Genomic DNA, 15475 nt, shown 5'->3' with positions numbered 1-15475 from the left:
CATGGATCCTTTTTGCCCTGATTTGCACAGTTTCCCGAGAGGCTAGGGGCAGGCGAGGACGCGCCCAACGCAAAACGCCCGGCTGGACTCCCAGCCGGGCGTTTATGATCCTGAGGAGCCTGCTAAGCCGTGTCGGCGAGGGTGCCCAGGTACAACTGGATCACCTTCGGATCCTTCATCAGCTCGCGGCCCGTACCCGTGTACGCGTCCTTCCCCTGATCGAGCACATACGCCCGGTCACAGATCTGGAGACACCGGCGGGCGTTCTGCTCGACCATGATCACCGAGACTCCCGCCCGGTTGATCTCATGTACCCGTAGGAACGTCTCATCCTGTTTCACGGGTGAGAGACCGGCTGAGGGCTCATCGAGCAGGAGTACTGCCGGGTCCATCATGAGCGCCCGTCCCATCGCCACCATCTGGCGTTCGCCGCCCGAGAGCGACCCGGCCCGCTGTGCCCGACGCTTCCCCAGTTCGGGGAACAAGTCAGCGACGAAGTCGAACCGCTTCTTGAAGTCCTTCGGCCGCTGGTACATACCCATTTCGAGGTTTTCCTCGATGGTCAGCGAGGCGAACACGTTGTTGTTCTGTGGGACGAACCCGACCCCCTGGCTAACCAGTTTGTTGGCCTTGAGCCCGGTGATGTCTTTGTCCCTGACCACCACAGACCCGGAATGTACCTTCACCAACCCAAACATGGCCTTGAGCAGCGTGGACTTACCAGCGCCGTTGGGGCCGATGATGCCGATCAGCTCACCCGACCGTGCCTCAATACTGCAGCCGTTGAGGATGTTGACGCCCGGCAGGTAGCCAGCCACCAGGTCGGTGACCTTGACCACCGATGTGCTGTTGTCCTCGCTCATGGTCGGGTCTCCTTGCTGTCCGGTGCGGTATCCGCCGTTGTGGCGGGACCAGTCTGGCCTGTGCGAGTGGTTTCGACTGGCGTGCCGTCCAATTGGGTGCCTCCGGGGTGGGCCAGGATGCCGGCGTCGGCGGTGCCGACGACGGACTCCTCGTCCTGGGCGAGCTCAACTTCAAGCATCTCGACGCCCTTTGAGTCGCCGAGGTCGACGTCGTGATGCGCGCCAAGGTAGGCATCGATCACGGCCTTATCCTTCATCACTATCTCGGGCGGCCCTTCGGCGACGATCCTGCCCTCGGCCATCACCACCACCCAATCCGCGATGTGACGGACCATGTGCATGTCGTGCTCGACGAACAGCACCGTCATGCCCTCGGCCTTGAGGTTCTTGATGTGGTCCAGCAGGGACTGGGTGAGTGCTGGGTTAACTCCAGCCATCGGCTCATCGAGCATGACGAGAACCGGCTTGACCATCAGTGCCCGGGCCATTTCGAGCAGCTTACGCTGGCCTCCCGACAGTGACGCCGCGTAGTCGTCCTTCTTCGCATCCAGTTTGAACTTGGCGAGGAGCACGTCTGCCTGCTCGGTGATTTCCTTCTCCCGCTTACCCCATAGCCCCTTGAACAGGGCCCGAGCGAGGCTCTCACCGGGTTGTGCAGTGGCGCCCAGACGCATGTTCTCCATGACGGTCAACTTGCCCATCACCTTGGTGAGCTGGAAGGTACGCACCATCCCCATCCGGGCCACCTTGTAGGACGGCACCCCGGCGATGTCACGGTCGTCGAAACGCCACTGCCCGCTGTTAGGGGTGTCGAAGCCGGTCAACAGGTTGAAGAGTGTGGTCTTGCCAGCACCATTGGGCCCGATCAGCGCAGTGATTTTGTTGCGGGGGACCTCAAGATACTCGACGTCGACGGCGTTCATCCCACCGAATTGGCGGGTCACCTTCTCCGCGACCAGGATGGGGTCCCGTTTTTTGCAGCCTGGACCGGTCTGCCCGGTGGTGATGTCGCGGGAATCGGTCATGTAGTCCACCGGGGTTGAGCCGGCAGGCGCTGACTCCACGGCTCCGGGGGTGGCCGCACTGTGTTTGGGTGGACGCCCGTCCCCGGTGGTCGGCTGCGTCTCTAGTGGTTCGGTCATGCGAACGCCAGCTCCTTCTTGTTACCCAGGACGCCCTGGGGTCTGAACACCATTAGCAGCATCAACGCGACGCCAACGAGGATGTAGCGCAATTGACCTGCCTGCACGTTGGACAGGAAGGTGATGGCACCGATTTCAATTGCACCGTAGAGCAGCCCCTGGGTCAGGGACAGCACCACCCAGAAGATCATGGCCCCGATCACCGGTCCAAGAACGGTGGCCATGCCACCGAGCAGGAGACAGGTGTACAGGAAGAACGTTAGCTCCGTGGCATAGTTGGCAGGCTGTACCGCGCCGCGGGGGAGGGTGAAGATCATGCCCGCCAGGGAACCGAGGAGGCCACCGATAACCAGCGCCTGCATCTTGTACGCGTACACGTTCTTGCCCAGGGCACGAACAGCGTTCTCGTCCTCCCTGATCCCCTTGAGCACACGGCCCCAGGGGCTGCGCATGAGCAACCAGACGGTCAGGCAGGCGAGGGCCACAATGGTCCAGCCCACGATTCTGATCCACAGGTCCCGCTCATTCATTGCGATGGGACCCACATTGTAGGATCCCGGGGCCAACGGATTTAGCGCGAAAAAGCCATTCTCGAAGTTGGCGAGACCGTTGGCTGAGCCCGTCACCTCGGTCAGCCCGTTGGTGGTCACGATGTACCTGACGATTTCCGCTGCGGCGATAGTGACGATCGCGAGATAGTCGGCTCGTAGGCGCAGGGTGGGAATGCCCAGGATGAGGGCGAAAAGCACGGAGGCCGTCAACGCCACCAGGACGGCGACTGGCAGGGGAGCGTCGAAAGTCAGGGTTGAAATTGCGTAGCCGTAGGCACCCACGGCCATGAAACCGGCCTGGCCGAAGTTCAGCAGTCCTGAATAGCCAAAGTGCACGGCGAGACCGAGGGCGGCCAGAGCATAAGCGGCGGTGGTGGGGCTGATCATTTCGCCGAAGGCGAGTGCAAGAATATTTCCGAAATCCATGATGTGAGCCCCTAACCGACGCGCTCTTTGCGGCCGAGGATACCCTGCGGCCGGAACAGAAGAACCAGAATCATGATCAGAAGCGCTCCCACATACTTAAGGTCGGCTTCCAGCCAGATGGTCGAGATTTCCACGAACAGTCCTACGATGATCGACCCGATGAGGGCACCGAACACGGTGCCCAGTCCACCGAGGACGACGCCAGCGAAGATGAGCAGCAGGATCTGCTGACCCATGTTGAAGGACACGCCCGGACGGTAGTACGCCCAGAGGATTCCGCCGAGGGCTGCCAGCGCCCCGCCGACCATCCAGACAATCCGGATGACCCGGTCCACATCGATACCTGAAGCGGCAGCGAGGGCTGGGTTGTCCGACACCGCGCGGGTGGCTTTGCCGAGGCGGGTGCGCAGGAGGAGGAACCCAACCAACAGGATGATCACCAGGGAAATCAGCAACGAATTGAGGTTGTTCTGTGAAATGGAGACCGGTCCGAAGTCCAGCCGAGCGCTCTGGGCGCCAGGCAACTGCTGCGTGGCACCACCGAAATTGAACTGAATGATGTACCGGAGCGCCAGGGCGAGCCCAATGCTGACGATCATCATGGGAACCAGCCCGGTTCCGCGACGGCGCAGGGGCTTCCACAAACCAGCATCCTGGACCCACCCGAGGAGAGCACCAGCGACCACCGCCAACGGTATTGCCACGAAGATGGGCAACCCCAATGCGGCGAATCCGAAGGCAACTACCGCGCCAAAGGTAACCATCTCGCCGTGGGCGAAGTTGGTGAGCCCGGTTGTACCGAAAATCAACGACAGCCCGACGGCGCTCAGCGCGAGCAGCAGGCCGAAGCTGAGGCCGGCGAGGGAGCGTTCCGCGAGGGTGTCCCAGAAGCTGGTGGTGGTTGTGACGATCCCCTCGCCGAACAGAAACAGCGTGGTGACGTTGGATGTGCCAGCAAAGGTGACTGTGCGCGGATTGGCCTGGCCTTCAGCCAGGGCCGCACCCTCGGGGAGGGTGTCAACTTCGAGGGTTACCTCGTAGGCACCCTGCTCGGGTACCCCGACGGACCAGGACCCGTTGGCTGCCGAAGTAGTCTCACCATCGAACCCGTTGCCCGATACCGAGATGGTGACGTCCGCGAGAGGGCCGTCGGCGTTCCGGAGAACACCACTGATCCGGTCAGTGAACTCCTGGGCAACGATCTGCCCGGGGAGATGCGATGCGGCCAGTGTGCTGGGAGCTGTCGCGGGGGCCCCTGGGTGGTAGCCCTGGGCTGCGGGGGCGCTGAGCATGAGGACGGCGATGAGGCCGGTCGCGAAAACCAGCAGCCTCCTGATCCACGCAGGCGTCGGTCGGGTTATCAAGTTATGAACCTCACTATGGGGTGCCCCACCGGCGATCCGGTGGAGTAAGGACGGCTTGTGGCATACGTCTGGTGCCACATGTCTTGTGACACATGTCACCGAGTGTGAGTTCATGTTACCCGTGCCATGTTTCGACGGATACCCAAACGGCTACCGGCGGGTAGCGATTGGGTAACGACTGCTGGCGTCGCTGGCGCCGCAGGGAACAAAATGTCGGAAAAAGCGTTGACATTGATAAGGTTAAAATCACATTCATCCCCCATTGGAGGACAAGTTCACATGGCACTTGGCGGTAACCCGGTATTCAACGGAAAGAACTTCCGTACCGCTGCACGCGGCAACACTCCGGCAGGGCAAGGCGCAACTGCGCTCGCCGGCCAGAGCGCAATGAGCACCACCCAGATGGAAGACCTGTACAACCAGCCATCAGCGGGGCCCTCGCAGACCGGACGGATGACCTTCGACGACGTGATCGTCAAGACAGTCCTCTCGATCGGCGTTGTACTGGTCGGTGCTGCTGTGCCTGCCTTCCTGCTCCCAGGGCTCGTGATGCCGCTGATGATCGTCGGTATGGTCGGCGGGCTGGTACTTGGACTGGTCAACGCTTTCAAGCGGGAACCCGTCCCGGCGCTGATCCTGGCCTACGCGTTCCTGCAGGGTCTGTTCGTTGGCGGGCTGACCATGGTGTTGGAGGCTCAGTTCCCCAACATCGCGCTGCAGGCCCTCGTGGGGACGCTCACCGTCTTCGCCATCACTTTGGCCCTGTTCAAGAGCGGCAAGGTGCGTGCCACACCCAAGGCGATGAAAATCTTCATGATCGCCATCCTCGGGTACGCAGCGTTCAGCCTGGTCAACCTCGGTCTGATGCTCTTTGGCGTTAGCGAAGACCCTTGGGGCCTGCGCACCGGAATCGAAATCGCCGGTATCCCACTCGGTGTCATTATTGGTATTTTCGCGATCGGGCTCGCCGCCTTTTCCCTCGTTATCGACTTCACGTCGATCAGCGACGGAGTGCGAAACGGTGCACCCCAGAAATACTCGTGGACCGCGGCCTTCGGCCTGACCGTCACGCTGATCTGGCTCTACGTGGAATTCATTCGCCTCATCGCGATCCTGCGCGGCAGCGACTAAGTCCTCAGCATTTCGTAATCCTTCGACTTATGCCCGCAGCGATTGTTGCGGGCATAAGTGTTTAATAGCCCCCTGGCTGGTCCGCCAAGCGCCCTCCGATTGGCAGTGGGCTGACCTTTAGTCACACGGGTCCGGCAGGCTGGACCCAGTGCTGAACGATCAGTGACGTGTGGAAAGATTGCACCATGATTCGCCCTCCTCAGCGGCAGACCCCGTCGGGTATTCAGGGCGCCCGCGAACAGGCCATGGGGCGGGCCCTCGTCAGGGATGTACCGTACGCGCTGAGCCTCTCGGCTGCGTGGGCATGGCGGGTCGGCTTGATCATCGTCGTGGCCGGAATGCTGATCTGGCTCCTCGGACACATCTCGCTACTCATTATCCCGCTCCTGCTCGCAGGGTTGTTGGCCAGCCTCCTGTTACCCGTGATGGGTTTGCTGCGGAAGGCACGGGTCCCGAACGGTCTCGCCGTCGCCCTCACCGTCGTAGGGTTCCTGGGAGTGGTGGGCTCGATGGCAACGCTGGCGGGCCGGCAACTGGCTCTCGGATTTACCGATCTCTGGGATGAGGTGGTGGAAGGGATCCGGCAGGTCCAGACCTGGCTCCACGATGGGCCGCTGGGTCTCACCGACTTCCAGATAGACCAGTTCATCAGTGAGGGTGCCAGCGCCGTCCAGAACAACAGCGGATCGATCGTGACAGGCGTGATCTCTCTTGGGAGTAGCGCCGGCAGCTTCGCGGCCGGGGCGCTGCTGGCGGTCTTCGCCCTGATCTTCTTCCTCTTGGAGGGGGAGCGGATCTGGCGCTTCGTGGTTGGGCTGATGCCGCGTGACGCCCGAACAGCTGTCGACGGCGCCGGACGCCGTGGCTGGTCCTCAATGGCCAACTACGTGCGGGTGCAGATGCTCGTAGCGTTCGTTGATGCTGTGGGTATCGGAGTCGGTGCCGCCCTGATCGGGGTGCCGCTGGCGCTGCCGCTCAGTGTCCTGGTCTTCCTGGGATCCTTCATCCCCATCGTGGGAGCACTGTTCACCGGTTTGGTAGCGGTCCTGCTCGCACTGGTAGCCAACGGCTGGGTCAACGCGTTGATCATGCTCGCCATTGTGCTGGTCGTGCAGCAACTGGAAGGTCACGTCCTGCAACCGCTGATCATGGGACCCGCAGTGTCCCTCCACCCCCTGGCGGTGGTCCTCGCCGTCGCTGGCGGAACACTGATCGCTGGAATCCCCGGAGCGCTCTTTTCGGTGCCCCTCCTCGCGGTGGTGAACACAGTGGTGCGATATATTGCCGCGCGCTCCTGGGAGACGGACCCGGTCGTCGGCGGGATCCCGCCACCACCCGACGGCCTTCCGGAGCCTCCGGAGGACCCTCCCCTCAGCGACGAAGACACCAACAACCACCCGATCCACACCACCACCCCAGATGACACACGAAAGGCCAACCAGTGACTGATCTTTTGGATCTCGCCGTGACGCTGGATGACGTCCAAGCCGCGCAGAAACTCCTTGACGGAGTCATCGCCCGCACCCCGATTGAGGAGTCCAGGGCGCTGGGGCGCCTGATTGGCGCCAATGTGTCGCTGAAGTGCGAGAATCTGCAGCGGGCGGGATCCTTCAAGATCCGCGGCGCTTACGTGCGGATGGCACGGCTCTCCGACGCCGAGAAGGCCAGGGGAGTGGTGGCCGCGTCGGCAGGCAACCACGCCCAGGGGGTGGCGGTTGCTGCCGCCCGGCTCGGCATCAAGGCGCGCATCTACATGCCATTGGGTGTCGCGCTACCCAAGCTCGCTGCCACCCGCGGCCACGGCGCCGAAGTGGTCCTTCACGGGCACAACGTCGATGAAGCGCTCGCGGAAGCCAAACGGTACGCCGAGGAGACCGACACCGTATTCGTCCACCCCTTCGACAACGTCGATGTGGTCGCCGGTCAGGGGACCATCGGGCTGGAAATCCTCGAACAAGTGCCCGACGTCGACACCATCCTGATGGGGGTGGGCGGCGGTGGTCTGCTGGCTGGGGTCGCCGTCGCTGTCAAGGCCAGAGCGAGGGAGTTGGGCCGGGAGATCCGGATCATCGGGGTGCAGGCCGAAAACGCTGCGGCCTACCCGCCGTCGTTGGCGGCTGATGCGCTGGTACCGCTAACCAAGGTATCGACCATCGCCGACGGCATTGCCGTGGGCCGCCCCGGTCAGCTGCCCTTCTCGATCATCAAGGAACTGGTCGACGACGTCGTCACGGTCACCGAGGATTCACTGGCACGGGCGCTGATCTTCTTGCTCGAACGGTCAAAGATGGTGGTGGAGCCCGCGGGCGCGGTGGGGGTGGCGGCCCTGCTCGACGGCAAGCTCACCGAGAACGGCGCTTCCCCGGGAAATACGGCGGTCATCCTGTCGGGCGGGAACATCGACCCGATGCTGATGCTCAAGGTCATTCAGCGAGGACTCGCCGCTGCGGGCAGGTACCTGGTGGTGCGGATGCTCCTCGATGACAGGCCAGGCTCACTGGCCACGATTTCCCGGATCATCGCCGAATCCGACGCCAACGTGACCGGTGTCGATCACACCCGGGTGGGTGGATCCATCAGCATGGGAGATGTTGCGATAACCATCAATATGGAGACCAAGGGTGATGAACACTGCGATCTCATCCTCGGTAACCTGCGGGCCGAAGGATTCCAGCCCATGGTTATCGAAGGCTGAGCATGCTCGCCGAACGCGCCCGCAAAGGACTACTCACGGTCGGTGTGTTCGCGGCGCTGCTCTGGGCCATCCACCTGGTCAATGTGCTCACGGGCGCCCGACTGGTTGGCTGGCTGGGGATTGACCCGCGGGAGGTGTCGGGCCTCGACGGCGTCCTGTTCGCGCCGCTGCTGCACGCTGGGGTGGGACACCTCCTGAGCAACACGCTGCCGCTGCTGGTGCTCGGTTTCCTCACATTCCTTGAGGGAACACGTCGGTTCGCCATTGCCGTGGCGGCTAGCTGGTTGGGATCCGGGATCGGGGTGTGGATTTTCGGCGGCGGACTTACCATCGGCGCCTCCGGCGTGGTTTTTGGCCTGTTTGCCTACCTGATGGTCAGGGGCTTCTATAACCGCAGCCTGCGACAGATCCTGCTCGCCCTCGTGGTCTTCCTGATGTATGGCTCGATCCTGTGGGGAATCCTGCCCAGCGCGGGATCCAACATCTCCTGGCAGGCTCACCTGTTCGGGGCGCTCGGCGGGGTGCTTGCTGCCGTGATACTGAAACGGCGGCCCGCCCCTGGTGGGACGGACCGCCGTCGGCAGTCAAAAGCCCGTTAAGGGCGTCAGAAAGGTCTTACCCTACGTACGGCTTGGCCGACAGGACCTCAACCTCAATCTCCTTGCCATTCGGCGCCGTGTAGGTGACTTTGTCACCGGCCTTCTTACCCTGGATGGCAGCTCCCAGCGGAGACTTCTCGCTGTAGACGTCAATGTCGGTGTCACCGGCAACTTCGCGGCTGCCGAGCAGGAACGTGGCGTCGTCGCCGGCGATCCTGGCGTGAACCAGCATGCCGGGTTCCACAATTCCGTTGTCTTCCGGGGCTTCGCCAACGTGGGCGTTCTCCAGCAGCGCAGTGAGCTGACGGATCCGGGCCTCTGACTTGCCCTGTTCTTCCTTGGCGGCGTGGTAGCCACCGTTCTCCTTGAGGTCACCCTCGGACCGTGCCTGTTCAATCCGGGCAACAACTTCGGTCCGGCCGGGACCGGACAAATGCTCCAGCTCGGCCTTGAGGCGGTCATAGGACTCCTGGGTAAGCCATGCGACAGGTGCACTGTTGGTGGACACGGGCATCTCCTTAGCTATGTCCGAAACCCGTTGATCGAGCGGTTTCGGCATGGTGACAGCCTGCACAACGAGATGTAAGCAGGCTTAGCAACAAATAAAGGCTCCACCCTTGGTGACCACATACACAGTTGATCACCGGTTGGGGAGAGCCGAACGTATTGTCCCCAGTGTAGACGCCCTGCCTCGGTAATCCCAAGGTAGGGCACGGGGGTAAAGGCCGAAATGTAGTGAAATCGAGACGTTCGGAATCTCCGGCAGGCCTATGCGGAACCGTTTTCCTTGATGACCCAGCAAGCGTTGACCCCGCCTGAGACACCCACCGATTCGGTGCGGATCTGGGCACGATGCGCTGTGGTGCGACCGCCGTCGGTCCCTTCATCGGCGCTATTGGGACCGATCTCCACGATTTCCCAGCCCACCACCGCGTAGGTTTCGCTCAAGACCTGCACGGCGCACTGCACCGTTGCGTCGGGGGCTTTGGTGACATCGAAGTCAACGTTGGCGTTCCCGGCGTCCTGAATGTTGAACCCGACGTCCTTGCTGGTTACCTCCGGGACGGAAGTCTGTACGGTGAACACAGCGATGGTGACCACTGCTACGGCGAGGGCGCCCCAGATGATCCGCTTCTTCGTCCGCCCTGGTAATCCCGGCTTGGGGGTGCCGTAGCGATTGGCTACTCTTGATACTGGCGGTTGGTTGGTGTTCATCGGAAACCATTTTATCCCCGCCGGAATCTATTGCCTAAAGCGATAGCCGAACCCACAGGAGCAGTAGTTGCCCAGCCCGGAAAACCGTCCATCATTCAGCGCGTCGGCTCCTGGCGAGGGATTCCGGCTGCTGGCAGTCCACGCCCATCCGGACGATGAGTCAAGCAAAGGCGCAGCCACCATGGCCCGGTACGCCGCCGCCGGCGTGGACGTGCTGGTTGCCACCTGCACCGGAGGGGAACGCGGGGACATCCTCAACGAGAAGGTCGCTGGCGATCCCCAAGCACTGCGGGACCTGGCTGGCCTGCGGCGGGTGGAGATGGCCGACGCGGCGCGAGCGCTGGGAATCCGCCAGCGCTGGCTGGGCTTCACGGACTCCGGTCTGCCCGAGGGCGACCCCTTGCCCCCGTTGCCGTTCGGGTGCTTCGCAGTGCAGCCACTGGAGCGTGCGGCGGCACCACTGGTCAAACTGATCCGTGATTTCCGCCCCCACGTCATCCTGAGCTACGACGAGAATGGTGGGTACCCACACCCGGACCACATCATGGCCCACAAGGTGGCCGTCGAGGCCTATCATGCAGCCGCCGACGCCGATCGGTATCCCGGCACCGGGGCCGCCTGGGCGCCGTCGAAACTGTATTACGACCGCGCGTTCAATCCCGAACGATTCCATGCACTGCACAACGCCCTCGAAGCTGCCGGCCTGCAGTCACCCTATGCCGCCCGGATCGCGGCGTGGCTTGAAGCCGACTCGGAAGGCCATCAGGCCCCGGCACCCACGCACAAGACCACTACCCAGATCGAGTGTGGAGACTTTTTTGAGCACCGTGATCGGGCGTTGCTCTCGCACCGGACACAGGTTGATCCGGATGGGTTCTTCTTCGCCGTGTCAGCAGACCTGCAGCGCGAAGTCTGGCCGTGGGAAGACTACTCATTGATCCACTCCCGGGTGGAAGCCAAACTGCCCGAAGCTGACTTCTTCGCTGGCGTAGAATAAGGAGGTGGGCCTTGCGGCCCACCGTTCCTTTCGAAAGTGGTGCATTGTGAATTACCTGCTCAACCTGGTGTCAACCGTAAGCCCTGTCCCCGATCAGGAGGATGGGCTCAGGCCGGGGCTGGATCCCAGCCAGGTGACGCCCGGTCTGCTGGGCTTCGTTTTCACCCTGTTGATGGTGATAGCTGTCATCTTCCTTATCCGCGACATGTCCAAACGGATCCGGAGGGTTCGGTACCAGGGGATGATGGACGAAGCCGCCGGTTCAGGCAGTCCCGAAACCGGTCCCAACGACGACCGTGTCCCCGGGGAACGTCGCGCCAATGACTCCGACTCGCGACCAGAGACGACGCCGGGAAACCGCTAGACCCTGCCGGCCTGGGTACTTGGGAGCCGACCCGCCGTCGTCCGGCCGGATAAACCGGTCAAGGCCCATGGAGTGGATTCAGGACTGCGATGACGATCGCGATGAAATGAACGGTGAAGGCGGCAATGGTGAAGGCGTGAAACAGTTCATGAAAACCAAACCATCTGACACTGAAGTTGGGGCGCTTGAGCGCATAAAAGACCGCGCCGGCAATATATAGGGCGCCGCCAATGATGATGAGTACTGTCGCAGGAACGCTCGCGGCCAGGAAATCCGGCAGGTAGAAGAGGGCGCCCAGTCCCAGCGCCACATAGACGGGCACATAGAGCCAGCGTGGTGCGTTCACCCAGAGCACCCGAAACAGGACCCCAGCAATGGCGCCGGACCAGATCACCCACAGCAGGACAGCCGCCTTGTCGGGCTCCAGCAAGGCCCAGGCCAGCGGGGTGTAACTGCCGGCGATCACCAGCATGATGTTCGTGTGGTCAAGCCGCTTCAGGACCACCCTGGTTCGGTCGGTCCAGGTGCCGGTGTGATAGACGGCGCTGACGCCGAAGAGCAGCACCCCGGTCAGAGCATAGATGGCTGACGTGATCTTGCCGCCCGCCGTCGGGGCGATGGCAACGAGCACGATGCCGGCGGCCAGTGCCAGAGGGGTGGCCCCCGCATGCAGCCAGCCGCGCAACTTCGGTTTGAGGGTGCCTGGGAAGCTCGAGGTCATTGCATAATCCTAGCTGTCGACTCGCTATGTTACTCGACGGTAACCAGGCTGCGGTGAGGGATCTCGTAAACCACCCCGAGGCTGTTATCGGTGGAGCTGGTCCGTGGCGGTACCTTAGGAGTAGAGCATCAGATTGGCGACCAACGGAAGAAGGATAGGTGAACCACCCAGTGAAGTTTCCAGGATTCGCCTATAACTTTTACGAACGCAAGCTCCAGCGGTCGCTGGATCCCGAAAGGATTCCGCATCACATCGGTGTAATGGTCGACGGCAACCGGCGGTGGGCCAAGTTGGCTGGCGCTCCGACCCGGGATGGACATCAGGCCGGTGCCGACAAGATCCACGAGTTTCTGGGCTGGTGCGAGGAGCTTGGCGTCGAGGTGGTGACGCTTTACATGCTTTCCACCGACAACATGAGCCGTTCCCCCGAGGAAATAGCGCAGCTATTGGACATCATCGCCAATACCCTCGATCGGCTGGGGGAGGGCAACCGGGTACGGGTGCAACCCGTCGGGGCGCTTGAACTGCTGCCCGACAACCTCTCGGACAAGCTGTGCTCGCTGGCCACACAGACCAGGGAAATTGACGGTCTGCACGTGAATGTCGCGGTGGGCTATGGGGGACGCCGGGAAATTGTCGACGCCGTCAAAGAACTACTGCTCGCCTCGGCAGCGGAGGGGCAGTCGTTGGAAGACGTTGCCACCGGTCTCACCGACCAGCAAATCTCCTCTTTCCTGTACACCCGCGGACAACCTGACCCCGACCTGGTGATTAGGACCTCGGGAGAGCAGCGGTTGTCAGGGTTTCTGATGTGGCAGAGCGCCTACAGCGAGTTCTACTTCTGCGAAGCGCTCTGGCCCGACTTCCGCCGGGTGGATTTCCTGCGTGCGCTCCGGGATTATGGGCGGCGCCAGCGGCGATTCGGCGGCTGACGATTCAAGCGGAAGTTCACCTCGAATTATTCTTCGACACGCCGCGCCAAACTCTCGTGGGCCCGATGCCGGGCGTATTCTCGACACCATCAGGAGGCACCAGGGCCCACTGATCGGGAGGCTACCGATGCAGCGAACAGTGCTCACCAGCACAGCGCGACGTCAGGGGAGGCCGTGCCAGGCCTCGCGGCCTCACTGTCTCACCCACCCCTTAACAAGTCGGGGATTGCACGCCCCGGAGTGGAGTCCACGTGGCCATATCTGACCCAACACAGAGTTCATTCGATTCAGGCCAGACCCTCCCCCCAGCACACGCCACCAAGGCTCGCAGTAGCACGGATGAAGAATTGATCCTTGCTGAGGCGGGCCTTTCGTCTGTTGAAAGCCTTGGTAGCCGAAGCTACGTCGTCGACACGTCGGTGCTGCTCTCGGACCCGCGCGCCATTATGCGGTTCGCCGAACATGAGGTGATCCTGCCGATCGTGGTGATCAGCGAACTGGAGGCCAAGCGTAACGACCCCGAGCTTGGCTATTTTGCGCGCAAGGCGTTGCGGTTGCTTGATGATCTGCGGGTCCAGCATCACGGCCTCAACCAGGCGATCCCTCTCGGGGAAGAGGGCGGAACGCTGCGGGTGGAGCTGAACCACATCTCGCCGGAGGTGTTACCAGCAGGATTCAGGAGCGGGGACAACGACTCGCGGATCCTCGCGGTGGCGAAGAACCTCTCCGATGAGGGCAGGAACGTCACAGTGGTGTCGAAGGACCTGCCGATGCGTGTCAAGGCATCGGCGATGGGTCTGAAAGCGGACGAGTACCGCAACGAGTTGGTGAAGGACTCGGGCTGGACCGGGGTAGCTGAGCTGGACGTCGCTGAAGCTGACGTCAACACGCTCTACGACCATCAGCCCGTGTTCCTTCCCGAAGCCGCTGAAATGCCTGCCAACACCGGTCTGGTCATGCACTCGGTCAGGGGGTCAGCGCTGGGCAGGGTGGGGGCGGACAAACAGGTGCGACTGGTGCGTGGTGATCGTGATGTGTTTGGACTCCATGGGCGGTCCGCCGAACAACGGTTGGCCATCGACCTCCTGATGGATCCCGAGGTGGGGATTGTTTCGATGGGCGGGCGAGCCGGCACCGGCAAATCGGCTCTGGCCCTGTGCGCCGGGTTGGAGGCGGTCCTGGAACGCCGCGAACACCGCAAGGTGGTGGTGTTCAGGCCGTTGTACGCCGTCGGCGGCCAGGAACTGGGCTATCTGCCCGGCAGCGAGAGCGAAAAGATGAACCCGTGGGCGCAGGCGGTCTTCGATACGCTGGGCGCGCTGGTGTCGCAGGAGGTGGTGGAGGAAGTGATGGATCGCGGAATGCTTGAGGTGCTTCCGCTAACCCATATTCGTGGGCGAAGTCTTCACGATTCGTTCGTCATCGTCGACGAAGCCCAGTCGCTGGAAAAGAACGTGCTGCTGACGGTGATGAGCAGGATTGGGCAGAACTCGCGCATTGTCCTGACTCACGACGTCGCGCAGCGCGACAATCTGCGGGTGGGGCGCCATGACGGGATCGCAGCAGTGGTGGAAACCCTCAAAGGTCACCCGCTGTTCGGCCACATCACCCTGACCAGGTCCGAGCGCTCGCCGATCGCGGCTCTCGTCACCGAGTTGCTTGAGGGCGCCGAAATCTAGTCAGTTCCCGCTGGGGGCAGGCGTCAGGCAGCAGCCGGTCAGGACACGTTCCATGGGATATGGGCGCTGACATCGGTGAGCTGGTTATCGGAGTCAACGAAGAGATCATCAACCATGTACTCGTCCACACCGAGGATCCGCAGCCAGTGCCCACCCCCAGCGAACGCCCCGTCCAGGGCGAGGGTCGACACACAGATTCCTGTTCCGAGGTCAACTTTCACCTCGGTTCGACCACGACCGATCAGCGGGTAGCCGTCAGTGTGGGGTTTGTAGGTGAGGTTGGGAGTGGCAACGGCGCTGAGGACTGGCCGGCCCTCAAACTCCTCTTCGACGATGTTCTCCAGCTCCACCCGGTTGGCGAAGGGGGACTCGAAGGCCACCGGCGCGTCCCCAGCAAATTCGACCGGGTCCAGCATCGCGGCCCACCGCGGGTCGCCGAAGGCGGGTTCACCGTACGCGGCGTCCGGGCGGCGCAGCACGAAGCCGGCGTCGTTGTAGACGGGGGTGATCAGCCGTGGGGCAAGGAGCCAGGATTTCCTGGTGGCGCTGACGTAGAGGGCGTCCCGTGAGCCGGCAGTGCCAGTGGTGCTGTGGAGGAGGACGCCGTCGTTGTCCTCAACCCGGAGCGCCGCCGGCCGACGCAGCCAGGCCTTGAGTGGCCGGGTCTCTCCCTCGGGTAGTCGCCACGCCACAGTGAAGCGCAGGGTCTCCCACTTCCAGGGGGATGACCTGCAGAGCGACCGGAAGGTGGCTGCTGGTGTTTCACTGTGAGTTGCTGACATGTCCACAGTCTAAC

General features: G+C 62.5%; 16 protein-coding genes. 8 read left to right on the top strand and 8 right to left on the bottom strand.

Translation table 11 applies throughout. From position 1 onward, the window contains the following. Nucleotides 1-122: 122 nt before the first annotated feature. The 4 genes from ACX80T_RS10880 to ACX80T_RS10865 all read right to left on the bottom strand — a co-directional run bounded on the left by ACX80T_RS10880 (nt 123) and on the right by ACX80T_RS10865 (nt 4346). Nucleotides 123-863: an ABC transporter ATP-binding protein gene (locus ACX80T_RS10880; protein ID WP_024476352.1), complete on the bottom strand. Its 741-nt coding sequence runs from the start codon at nt 861-863 to the stop codon at nt 123-125. Further along, complete coding sequence (locus tag ACX80T_RS10875) at nt 860-1888, bottom strand: ABC transporter ATP-binding protein (RefSeq protein WP_051317647.1); 1029 nt, start codon at nt 1886-1888, stop codon at nt 860-862. The genes ACX80T_RS10880 and ACX80T_RS10875 overlap by 4 nt, the downstream gene beginning before the upstream one ends. 113 nt (nt 1889-2001) lie before the next feature. Then, nucleotides 2002-2982, bottom strand: a complete 981-nt coding sequence (locus ACX80T_RS10870; protein WP_019483669.1) for a branched-chain amino acid ABC transporter permease — start codon at nt 2980-2982, stop codon at nt 2002-2004. An 11-nt stretch (nt 2983-2993) separates the two neighbouring features. Further along, nucleotides 2994-4346, bottom strand: coding sequence for a branched-chain amino acid ABC transporter permease (locus ACX80T_RS10865; RefSeq protein WP_019483668.1), 1353 nt, complete (start codon nt 4344-4346; stop codon nt 2994-2996). Nucleotides 4347-4625: 279 nt separating this feature from the next. Between ACX80T_RS10865 and ACX80T_RS10860 the strand changes: the two genes are divergently transcribed. The 4 genes from ACX80T_RS10860 to ACX80T_RS10845 all read left to right on the top strand — a co-directional run bounded on the left by ACX80T_RS10860 (nt 4626) and on the right by ACX80T_RS10845 (nt 8771). Further along, nucleotides 4626-5477 carry a Bax inhibitor-1/YccA family protein gene (locus ACX80T_RS10860; protein WP_024476355.1) on the top strand — a complete coding sequence of 284 codons (852 nt, stop codon included), beginning with the start codon at nt 4626-4628 and terminating at the stop codon, nt 5475-5477. 185 nt (nt 5478-5662) lie between these two features. Then, on the top strand, nt 5663-6922 hold the full coding sequence (locus ACX80T_RS10855; protein WP_024476356.1) for an AI-2E family transporter: 1260 nt from the start codon (nt 5663-5665) through the stop codon (nt 6920-6922). Then, nucleotides 6919-8172: a threonine ammonia-lyase gene (gene ilvA / locus ACX80T_RS10850; protein ID WP_019483665.1), complete on the top strand. Its 1254-nt coding sequence runs from the start codon at nt 6919-6921 to the stop codon at nt 8170-8172. The genes ACX80T_RS10855 and ilvA overlap by 4 nt, the downstream gene beginning before the upstream one ends. A gap of 2 nt (nt 8173-8174) precedes the next feature. Continuing rightward, complete coding sequence (locus ACX80T_RS10845) at nt 8175-8771, top strand: rhomboid family intramembrane serine protease (protein ID WP_459304417.1); 597 nt, start codon at nt 8175-8177, stop codon at nt 8769-8771. A gap of 16 nt (nt 8772-8787) precedes the next feature. On the opposite strand, the gene greA is transcribed toward ACX80T_RS10845, so the two are convergent. Both greA and ACX80T_RS10835 read right to left on the bottom strand, forming a co-directional pair. Then, the gene (gene greA, locus ACX80T_RS10840; RefSeq protein ID WP_035747584.1) at nt 8788-9285 is read right to left on the bottom strand and encodes a transcription elongation factor GreA; all 498 of its coding nucleotides are present in this window, start codon (nt 9283-9285) and stop codon (nt 8788-8790) included. 254 nt (nt 9286-9539) lie between these two features. Continuing rightward, nucleotides 9540-9986: a DUF4307 domain-containing protein gene (locus ACX80T_RS10835; protein ID WP_035747574.1), complete on the bottom strand. Its 447-nt coding sequence runs from the start codon at nt 9984-9986 to the stop codon at nt 9540-9542. Between the two features lie 67 nt (nt 9987-10053). Here ACX80T_RS10835 and mca point away from each other — a divergent pair, with 67 nt between their 5' ends. Both mca and ACX80T_RS10825 read left to right on the top strand, forming a co-directional pair. Beyond that, entirely contained in the window at nt 10054-10983 is a 930-nt protein-coding gene (mca, locus tag ACX80T_RS10830; RefSeq protein WP_019483661.1) for a mycothiol conjugate amidase Mca, read from the top strand. A gap of 46 nt (nt 10984-11029) precedes the next feature. Next, entirely contained in the window at nt 11030-11347 is a 318-nt protein-coding gene (locus ACX80T_RS10825) for a hypothetical protein (protein ID WP_019483660.1), read from the top strand. 58 nt (nt 11348-11405) lie between these two features. Here the strand turns inward: ACX80T_RS10825 and trhA are convergent, their stop codons facing one another. Further along, the gene (trhA, locus tag ACX80T_RS10820) at nt 11406-12068 is read right to left on the bottom strand and encodes a PAQR family membrane homeostasis protein TrhA (protein ID WP_024476360.1); all 663 of its coding nucleotides are present in this window, start codon (nt 12066-12068) and stop codon (nt 11406-11408) included. Nucleotides 12069-12238: 170 nt separating this feature from the next. On the opposite strand from trhA, the gene ACX80T_RS10815 reads away from it, so the two are divergent. Further along, nucleotides 12239-13000 carry an isoprenyl transferase gene (locus ACX80T_RS10815; protein ID WP_024476361.1) on the top strand — a complete coding sequence of 254 codons (762 nt, stop codon included), beginning with the start codon at nt 12239-12241 and terminating at the stop codon, nt 12998-13000. A 347-nt stretch (nt 13001-13347) separates the two neighbouring features. Further along, the gene (locus ACX80T_RS10810; RefSeq protein ID WP_019483657.1) at nt 13348-14679 is read left to right on the top strand and encodes a PhoH family protein; all 1332 of its coding nucleotides are present in this window, start codon (nt 13348-13350) and stop codon (nt 14677-14679) included. A gap of 38 nt (nt 14680-14717) precedes the next feature. Here the strand turns inward: ACX80T_RS10810 and ACX80T_RS10805 are convergent, their stop codons facing one another. Continuing rightward, a complete protein-coding gene (locus ACX80T_RS10805; protein WP_459304416.1) occupies nt 14718-15461 on the bottom strand; it encodes a hypothetical protein in 744 nt (247 codons plus the stop codon). Nucleotides 15462-15475 lie beyond the last annotated feature (14 nt).

The organism is Arthrobacter sp. Sr33 (assembly GCF_054511195.1).
This window is presented reverse-complemented; position numbering and strand designations above follow the sequence as displayed.